Genomic DNA, 8,686 nt, shown 5'->3' on the forward strand with positions numbered 1-8,686 from the left:
GTGGCGGGGGAGCGCGTCGCGGAGGCCGAGGTGATCGTGCGGTCCGCGGAGGGGGCGGCCGAGGAGGTCGCGGCGCGCACCGCGGAGAAGGTGGCCGAGTCGGCGTCGGCGGAGACGCTGAAGCGGGCGCTCGCGGCGGTGGAGGAGGAGCTCGGGGACGCGTGGGAGGCGCTGGAGGAGTCGCGGACCGAGCTGGCCCGGACGGTCGGGGAGTTCGCGCGCGGCGAGGCGGCGCGGGCCGTCGCCGAGGCCGCCGCGGAGGCGGTGCCGCCCGTGGTGGAGGTGCGGGTGGGCGCCGCGGCGGAGGCCGTCCGGGTCGGCGGGCACACGCACGCGGTGTTCCCCGACCTGGTGCTGGCGCTGGGGGCGGGGTGCCACGTGCTGCTGGTGGGTCCGGCGGGGACGGGGAAGTCGATGATGGCGCAGCAGGCCGCGGAGGCGTTCGGGCAGGAGTTCCACGCGCTGTCGCTGGGGCCGACGACGCCGATGAGCAAGATCTTCGGCTACTACGACGCGCACGGGAACTACCACGGCACCCCGTTCCGGCGGGCGTTCGAGCACGGCGGGCTGATGCTGCTCGACGAGCTGGACAGCGGCCATCCGGGGCTGCTCGCCGAGCTGAACCAGGCGCTGTCCATCCGGTCGTGCGCGTTCGCCGACGGCATGGTGCGGGCCCACCCGGACTTCCGGCTGGTCGCGACGGCGAACACGTACGGGACGGGCGGCGACCGGCGGTACGTGGGCCGGCAGGCGCTCGACGCGGCGACGCTCGACCGGTTCGCGGTCGTGGACGTCCCGGTCGACGAGGAGCTCGAGGAGCGCGTGGCGCTCGCGCACGCCCCGGACCGGACGGACGACGCCCGCGGGGTGCTCGCGGAGGTGCGGCGGCTGCGGGCGGCGGCCGAGGAGAAGCGGCTCCCGGTGATGTTCTCGCCGCGGGCCTGCATCGACGCGGCGCGGCTGCTGCAGGCGGGGGCGAGCGTCGAGCAGGCGATGCGGTGGCGGGTCGTCCGGGGGATGTCGGCGGCGCACCGTTCGGCGCTCGGGCTGTGAGCGGGGTCGGCGAGACGGTGCACGCGCTGGAGCCGATGTGGTCGTGGCAGGAGTTCGTGGACCGGGCGCGCGAACCCGACAGCATTCCGGACGGCTGCGGCCGCCACGACCGGGGGGCGTGGCCGGGCGCGTCCTGGGAGGAGGCGCTGCGGCTGGCGAGGGACGGCTGGGCGACCGTGCTGCCGGAGGTGGACGCCGAGGTCGCCGAGCTGCGGGAACGGGTGCGGGACGAGGTGGTGACGACGGCGCTCGCGCCCGCGTGGGACGTGACGGGCGGGGAGGTGGACGTCGGCGTCTACCTGAGCGGTACGCCGGAGTGCATGGTGGACGCGGTGCCGCAGCGGCTCTCGGCGCGGGGCCGCGTGGTGGCGTTCCTCGTCCCGGCCGGGTACGTCCACACGACCCCGCACGCGGCGGTGCGCAACCGGGGGGTGGCGCTGGCCGCGCTGTGCTCGACGATCATCGCGGCGGGGCACAGCGTGGAGGTCTGGTCGGGTTTCTGCGCGCACGTGGGGGCGGGCGAGCGGTACGCGGGGGTGGCGCGGGTGGTGTCGGCGGCGGAGCCGCTGGACATGGGGCGGCTGATGTTCGTGATGGCGCACCCGGCGATGCTGCGGCGCCTGTGGTTCGCGGTCTACGACAGCGCCCCGCGCCCCGTGGCGAGGCGCATGCGCGACCACGAATACGGGCGTGCGCCGTACACCTGCCTTCCGGACGATCTGCCCGACGGGGTCCCCGACCCGTACGTCCTGCCTTACCTCTCGCCGGGCGACCCGCAGTGGGAGACGGCGGAGACCGCTCTGGCCTGGTGCCAGGAGATGTTCACCAGTCTGAACCTCCTCCACAGCCCGTGAACTGCTCACCGTCTGCAGTCGGGCGTTTACCGAAACAGCACCGCGCGTGACTTTTCCCTGTGCCGCTCCGGGTACGGCGGCCCTGAGGGGACCGTCGCGCAGCGAGAGGAGAGGGGCGTCGTGACCGACGTTTCGAGCAGGGGGTCGCAACCGGGTGACGAGCGGGAGGTGCTGACCAACCGGCAGGGCCATCCGGTCTACGACAACCAGAACCAGCGGACGGTCGGGGCGCGGGGCCCGGCGACGCTGGAGAACTACCAGTTCCTGGAGAAGATCAGCCACTTCGACCGGGAGCGGGTGCCGGAGCGGGTCGTGCACGCGCGCGGCGTGACGGCGTTCGGGTACTTCGAGGCGTACGGCCGGTGGGGCGACGAGCCGATCGCGAACTACACGCGCGCGAAGCTGTTCCAGGAGGAGGGGAAGCGGACGCCGCTGGCGATCCGGTTCTCGACGGTCATCGGCGGCCGCGACTCGGCGGAGACGGCGCGCGATCCGCGGGGCTTCGCGGTGAAGTTCTACACCGAGGACGGCAACTGGGACCTGGTGGGGAACAACCTGGCGGTGTTCTTCATCCGGGACGCGATCAAGTTCCCGGACGTCATCCATGCGCTGAAGCCGGACCCGGTGACGTTCCGGCAGGAGCCGAACCGGATCTTCGACTTCATGTCGCAGACGCCGGAGGCGCTGCACATGCTCGTGAACCTGTTCAGCCCGCGGGGGATCCCGTCCGACTACCGGCACATGCAGGGGTTCGGGGTGAACACCTACAAGTGGGTGAACCAGGCCGGGGAGACCAAGCTGGTCAAGTACCACTGGATGCCGAAGCAGGGCGTCCGGAGCATGACGGAGGCGGACGCCGCCGCCGTGCAGGCGAGCGACCTGGGGCACGCGACGCGGGACCTGCACGAGGCGATCGACCGGGGCGACTTCCCGGAGTGGGAGCTCGTCGTGCAGATGATGGACGACCATGAGCACCCGGAGCTCGACTTCGACCCGCTGGACGACACGAAGGTGTGGCCGGAGAACGAGTTCCCGCCGCAGCCGGTCGGGCGGATGGTGCTGAACGAGAACGTGAAGGACAACTTCGCGGAGAACGAGCAGATCTCGTTCGGGACGGGCGTCCTGGTGGACGGGCTCGACTTCTCCGACGACAAGATGCTGGTGGGGCGCACGTTCTCCTACAGCGACACCCAGCGGTTCCGGGTGGGCCCGAACTACCTGCAGCTTCCGGTCAACCGGGCCAAGAGCGCCACCGTGCGGACGAACCAGCGGGACGGCCAGATGGCCTACTACGTCGACGGCTCCGGCGACAACCCGCACGTGAACTACGAGCCGTCCATCACGGGGGGCCTGCGGGAGGCGCAGTACCCGACGTCGGACGACGAGGGCCCAGAGATCGTCGGCCGGGTGACGCGCAAGCGGATCCCGCGGACGAACGACTACGTGCAGGCCGGGCAGCGGTACCTGCTGATGGAGGACTGGGAGCGGGACTCGCTGGTCGAGACGTTCGTGGGGCAGCTGTCGCAGTGCGAGCGGCCGATCCAGGAGCGGATGGTGTGGCATTTCCTGCTGGCGGAGGACGATCTGGGCCTGCGGGTCGGCGAGGGGCTCGGGATCGGGCCGGACGCCGTCGCGCACCTGGACCCGCTGCCGGGGCAGACGCTGACGGACGAGGACGAGCGGCGCCGCGCGAACCTCGGCAAGAACGGGTCGCGGGACGTCGGGGATCTGAAGATGACGCACTGCGTGCCGAACGAGCGGGCCGTCCACCATTTCGGGGAGGGGTGACGGCCCGCCGGAGCGGCGCGCGGTGACGGGTTCCGGCGGCCGCCCCTTCCGCGTCAGGGGCGGCCGTCGGCCGCGTACGCGATGCGGTGCGCGGTGAGGGCCGCGTCGATGATCTCGGCTTCGCCGGTGAAGGCGCGTTCCATGACGGCGACGAACTCGTCGTTGGGCGGGTAGAGCCGCGCGGCGGCGCCGGCCATCTCGCGGACGAGGATGCGGGCGCCCGTGCGGAGCGCGGACTCGAGCTGGCGGACGTCCTGGCCGGCGCGGGCGGAGCGGGCGCCGAGGCGGCGGAACCAGTCGAGGGCGGCGGCTTTGCCGTGGGCGCCCGCGTAGACGGCGAGGGCGTCGCGCAGGGCGCGGGCGACGACCTTGTCGGGCAGGTGGGCGTAGGCGGGGACGCGGACGGTGATGTCGCCGGCGACCTCGGCGGCGATCTCGTCGAGGCGGTCGTTGAGGCGGTCGGCCACGGGTGCCGCGATGGTCCGCATCGGTCACCTCCGCACGGGTCGGTGGTTCGCGGTGGTGCCGTACCCGCGAGTAGTGGCATGTTACCGACGCGTAGAACGCCTGTCCCCCCTGATTTCACCCCGATTCCGGAGATATGTCCCCCGGGTCAGGGCCGGGCGCCGGCGGCGACCGCCGGGTTCGCGGAGGCCCCCTCCGTCGCGAGCAGCACGACCGTCCGGTCGCGGCCGTCCGGGAGGTCCGCGCGGCGGCCGGGGGCGAGCGCGGCGCGGACGCCCGCCAGGGACGCGGCGCCGCACGGCCCGGCGGGGACGCCGAGCGCCGCGAGGTCGCGGGCGGCGCGGGCCGCGGCCGCGTCGGACACCGACACGGCCGCGTCGACGCCGTCCCGCAGGTGCGGCCAGGCGAGCGCGGACGGCGCCGCGCAGTGCAGCCCGGACATGATCGTCGCCCGCGTGCCGATCGTCGTGAACCGTCCGGCGGCGAGGCTCGCGAGCAGGCAGGGCGCCGCGTCCGGCTCGACCGTCAGCAGCACGGGGGACGCCCCGCCCGTCCGGTAGTGCGCGACGGCGGCCTGGGCCAGCGACCCCACCCCCACCGGGACGGCGACGAGGCCCGGCGGCTCGGCCCCGCGCGCGCGCAGCTCGTCGTCGATCTCGGTGAAAAGCGTGGAGTACCCGTCCACGATCCACTGCGGCACCTGCTCGTGGCCGGGCACGGACGTGTCCTGGACGAGCAGGGCGTCCGGGGCCGACGCGGCCTCCGCGGCGAGCCGGACCGCCTCCTCGTAGGACCCCGCGACCCGCGTGACGCGCGCGCCCTCGCCCTCGATCGCCGCGACCGCCGCGGGGTGGACGCCGTCCGGCAGGTAGACGCGGGCGCGCGCGCCGAGCAGCCGCGCCATCGCGGCGACCGCCCGTCCGTGGTTGCCTTCCGTCGCCGTGACCAGCTCGACCGGACGTCCGCCGCGCACGCGCGCGCGCAGCCGTTCGAGCGTCGGCTCCGCGAGGCCGCAGTGCTCGGACACGGCCCGGAAGGCGCCCCACGACGCGCCGAGCATCTTGAACGCGGGCAGGCCCAGCCGGGACGACTCGTCCTTCACGAACAGCCGGCGGACGCCCAGTTCGGCGGCGAGCGCCGGGAGTTCGACCAGCGGGGTCGGCGCGTAGCCGGGCAGCGTCCGGTGGAAGGCGGCGACGACGGCGCGGGGAGCGGGCGGCGGTCCGGACGGCCGGTCCCGGGCGGCGGACCGGGGGCGGACGTACCAGGAGGCTCGGGTCATCGTCGTCATGCGTTCAGGCTTGCGCAGCGTCGTTCGATCGGTCCAGCGCACGTTTCCGAGCGATAATCATCAGCAGAACCGAACGATCGGAGGGCGGGGCGATGCTGGACCTGCACCGGCTGCGGCTGCTGCGCGAACTGAAGCACCGCGGGACGCTCGCCGCCGTCGCCGAGGCGCTCGCGTACAGCCCGTCGACGGTCTCCCAGCAGCTCTCGGTGCTGGAGCGGGAGGCGGGGGTGCGGCTGCTCGAACCGGTCGGGCGCCGGGTGCGGCTCACCCCGCAGGCCGAGATCCTCGTCGCGCACACCGAGGCGGTGCTGGAGCGGCTCGAACGCGCGGAGGCCGACCTCGCGGCGTCGCTCGAGGGCCTCACCGGGACGCTGCGCGTCGCCGCGTTCCAGACGGCCGCGCTGGCGCTCGTCCCGGACGCGCTCGGCCGGCTCGGCGCCGCCCACCCGCGGCTGCGCGTCGAGGTCACCCAGTGCGAGCCGGAGAGCGCCCTGCCCGCGCTGCTCGCCCGCGACTTCGACGTCGCCGTCACCGAGGAGTACCCGGACGAGCCGATACCGCGCCCCGACGGCATCGAGTACGCGGAGCTGGGGCGGGACGAGATGCGGCTCGCCCTCCCCGCCGGATCCGCCGCCGGAGGCATCGACGGGGAGGCGGCCCCGGCGGCGGCGGCCGGCCTCCCGTGGGTGATGGAGCCCGCGGGGACGGCGTCGCGGCGCTGGGCGACCCGGCTGTGCCGGGACGCCGGGTTCGAGCCGGACGTCCGCTACGAGTCGACCGACCTGCTGCTGCACCTGCGGCTCGTCGAGCGCGGCCACGCCGCCGCCCTGCTCCCCGACCTGGTGTGGACGGGCGCCGCCCCGGCCGTCCCGGTCGCGCGGCTGCCGCGGGGGCGGCACGTCCGGCGCCTGTTCGCCGCGACGCGCCGGGGGAGCGGCGCGCATCCGGCCGTCCGCGCGTGGTGCGAGGCCCTCGCCCGCCCCCTGCGGGAACGGCCTCCGCACGAGCATCCCCAAAGCACCCTCAAAGGATTTGCATCCGGCGGCTAAGCTCGGATGCACAACATCCGTTTATCACCACGGAACATCACGTCCCTCCATCGCCGAGGCGACCTTCCGGCCCCCTGACGAGTCCCGCGACACGCCGGGACTCCCGGGCCTCCCAAGTACCCCGAACCCCGTCCACGGGCCGCGTACGGGTGAGCCGCATCCCTTTTGAGGGGGTTTTCCCGGATGGCGATGAGTCCGCCGAACGGGCAGAGTCGGTAACGGCGGCAGAGTCGGCGACGGCGGCAGGGACGCGGACCGGAGAAGGGACCGGGCCGCAGGAAGAAGGCGACGATGTCCGACACCTCGATCCTCACCTCGATGAACACCACCGAACTCGCACGGCTCCTGTACGGCTCCGCGCTGCAGGAGTCCGACCGTCCGTCCGCCGAGCAGGTCCGCGGGGCCGTCCGCGCCCGCCTCGGCGCCTGCGGCGGCGACCGGAGCGCCTGCCTCGCGGAGATCGCGCAGGAGGCCGGCGACCACCCCGACGCCTACCTCGCGCGGATGCGCTGGGCCATCGCCGCGGTGGCCCGCGCCTACGGCCGCCCCTCCGCGCCCCGGGACACGGCCCGCGGGACGTCCCGTGGGACGCCCCGCGAACCGACGTGCGCATGAACCGGCCGCCCGTCCGGGTGGTCCGGCCGCGAAGGGAGAGGAGAGGGACATGAAGCCGACGCGCTCACCGTTCGCCGACCGCCGCGAGGACATCGTCCCGCGCGGCCTCCGCGACCTGCTCGCCACCGACCCCGACACGCCCCCGCGCGGCGAGGACGAACGCCGCAGGCGGCGACGGCGCAGGACCATGGCCGTCCGCCGCACCCCCTGACGTCCGCACGGCCCCCGGCGTCCGTGCGCCCCGCGACGCCGGGTGCGCGGCGGATGCCCGGCCCCGCCGCACGGGCGCGCCTCAGTGGCGCGTCTTCTTCTTTTTGCTCTTCGAGTCGCCGTCCGACTCCCACTCGTAGCCGGGCTCGTTCTTCTCGCAGTGGCTGTCGCTCACCCGCCGGTCGGTGGCGTCGTGCTCGCACCACCGGTCCCCGCCCCCGCCGCACGCCGTCAGGCCGAACGCCGCGACGACCACGGCCATCGTGAGGGCGACTCTTCTGCTCATCATCCTTGCCTTTCCATTCCGAGCCCTCCGGGACGGCGGGCGCGACACTCAGACGTGCGCCGGGCGGTGACCGTTCCGGCGCGCGGGCGGGCCCGGTGCCCGCCGCCGAACTATGCTGACGCCTGTGAGCGATGAGCCCGTGACGGAACCGGACGGACGCGAGTACCGGATCGGGGAGCTCGCGGAGGCCGCGGGCGTCCCGGTCCGCACGCTGCGCTACTACCAGGAGCGCAGGCTGCTGCCGCCGCCGCGCCGCGAGGGCCGCATCGGGCTGTACTCGGAGGAGCACCTCGCCCGGCTGCGCATGATCGCCAACCTGCTGGAGCGCGGCCACACCCTGGAGGGCATCCGGGAGCTGCTGGCGGCGTGGGAGCAGGGCCGCGACATCGAGACCGTGCTCGGCGTCGAGAAAGCGGTCACGACGCCGTGGTCGACCGAGGTGCCGGTCACGATGACGATGGACGAGCTGGCCGCGCTGTTCCCCGACGAGGAGGTCGGCGCCGCGTCCGTGCGGCGCGCCCTCGACCTGGGCCTCATCGAGATCGACGGCGACCGCGTGACGCACTGGAGCCGCCGCCAGCTCGACGCCACGGTGACGCTCGTCCGGGCCGGGGTGCCGCTGGAGGCGGTCCTGTCGGCCGGGCGCGAGCTGCAGCAGAGCATGGACGCCCTCGCCGCGATGTTCGTCGACCTCATCGCCACGCACGTCGTGGGCCGGCTGGAGGAGCAGGACCTCGGCGAGCTGACCGACACGCTCGCGCGGCTGCGGCCGGGCGCCCAGGTCACCGTCGAGGCGGGCTTCGCGGCGGCGATGGACCGGCAGGGGGCCGCGTCCCGGCCCGCACCCGCGCCCGTCCTGGGCCGCGGCGGGCCTACTGGGGGCGTTGGCGCCGGAGAGCGCCTGGAGGGCCGGGTCCGCGGCGCCCGGGTCCGCCTGCCCCGACGGGCGCGGGGCGCGCCCGGGCGCCGCGCCGCCACCGCCGGGGCCCGGCGCGTCGCGGCGCCCGCCGCGCCCCGCCCCGAAGTCCTCGCCGCGGACCGGACCACCCCGGGGCGGCGGTAGTGTGTCCGACCG

General features: G+C 74.7%; 10 protein-coding genes. 7 read left to right on the plus strand and 3 right to left on the minus strand.

Going from position 1 to position 8,686, the window contains the following annotated elements; genetic code table 11:
* From DMH08_RS36605 to DMH08_RS36615, 3 genes are all read left to right on the plus strand, one after another.
* On the plus strand, positions 1-1,053 hold a 1,053-nt coding region (locus DMH08_RS36605), incomplete at its 5' end, for an AAA family ATPase (RefSeq protein ID WP_125620765.1).
* Entirely contained in the window at positions 1,050-1,907 is an 858-nt protein-coding gene (locus DMH08_RS36610; protein ID WP_199748178.1) for a DUF7192 family protein, read from the plus strand. The genes DMH08_RS36605 and DMH08_RS36610, both read left to right, overlap by 4 nt.
* 120 nt (positions 1,908-2,027) lie before the next feature.
* On the plus strand, positions 2,028-3,695 hold the full coding sequence (locus tag DMH08_RS36615; protein ID WP_026403903.1) for a catalase: 1,668 nt from the start codon (positions 2,028-2,030) through the stop codon (positions 3,693-3,695).
* Positions 3,696-3,748: 53 nt separating this feature from the next.
* Here DMH08_RS36615 and DMH08_RS36620 read toward each other — a convergent pair whose 3' ends face one another.
* Positions 3,749-4,183 (minus strand): hypothetical protein, encoded by a 435-nt coding sequence (locus DMH08_RS36620; protein ID WP_026403904.1) that lies wholly within the window; start codon positions 4,181-4,183, stop codon positions 3,749-3,751.
* A gap of 125 nt (positions 4,184-4,308) precedes the next feature.
* Positions 4,309-5,451, minus strand: a complete 1,143-nt coding sequence (locus tag DMH08_RS36625; RefSeq protein ID WP_125620767.1) for a diaminopropionate ammonia-lyase — start codon at positions 5,449-5,451, stop codon at positions 4,309-4,311.
* Between the two features lie 92 nt (positions 5,452-5,543).
* Here DMH08_RS36625 and DMH08_RS36630 point away from each other — a divergent pair, with 92 nt between their 5' ends.
* The 3 genes from DMH08_RS36630 to DMH08_RS40590 all read left to right on the plus strand — a co-directional run bounded on the left by DMH08_RS36630 (position 5,544) and on the right by DMH08_RS40590 (position 7,326).
* Positions 5,544-6,500, plus strand: a complete 957-nt coding sequence (locus tag DMH08_RS36630; RefSeq protein WP_125620769.1) for a LysR family transcriptional regulator — start codon at positions 5,544-5,546, stop codon at positions 6,498-6,500.
* 291 nt (positions 6,501-6,791) lie between these two features.
* A complete protein-coding gene (locus tag DMH08_RS36635; protein WP_125620771.1) occupies positions 6,792-7,115 on the plus strand; it encodes a hypothetical protein in 324 nt (107 codons plus the stop codon).
* Between the two features lie 49 nt (positions 7,116-7,164).
* Complete coding sequence (locus DMH08_RS40590) at positions 7,165-7,326, plus strand: hypothetical protein (RefSeq protein ID WP_158642456.1); 162 nt, start codon at positions 7,165-7,167, stop codon at positions 7,324-7,326.
* 81 nt (positions 7,327-7,407) lie between these two features.
* Here DMH08_RS40590 and DMH08_RS36640 read toward each other — a convergent pair whose 3' ends face one another.
* The gene (locus tag DMH08_RS36640) at positions 7,408-7,611 is read right to left on the minus strand and encodes a hypothetical protein (RefSeq protein ID WP_233618028.1); all 204 of its coding nucleotides are present in this window, start codon (positions 7,609-7,611) and stop codon (positions 7,408-7,410) included.
* A gap of 124 nt (positions 7,612-7,735) precedes the next feature.
* On the opposite strand from DMH08_RS36640, the gene DMH08_RS36645 reads away from it, so the two are divergent.
* A complete protein-coding gene (locus DMH08_RS36645; RefSeq protein WP_233618029.1) occupies positions 7,736-8,674 on the plus strand; it encodes a MerR family transcriptional regulator in 939 nt (312 codons plus the stop codon).
* Positions 8,675-8,686 lie beyond the last annotated feature (12 nt).

The sequence above is a fragment of the Actinomadura sp. WAC 06369 genome (genome assembly GCF_003947565.1).
Lineage (GTDB): Bacteria > Actinomycetota > Actinomycetes > Streptosporangiales > Streptosporangiaceae > Spirillospora > Spirillospora rifamycini.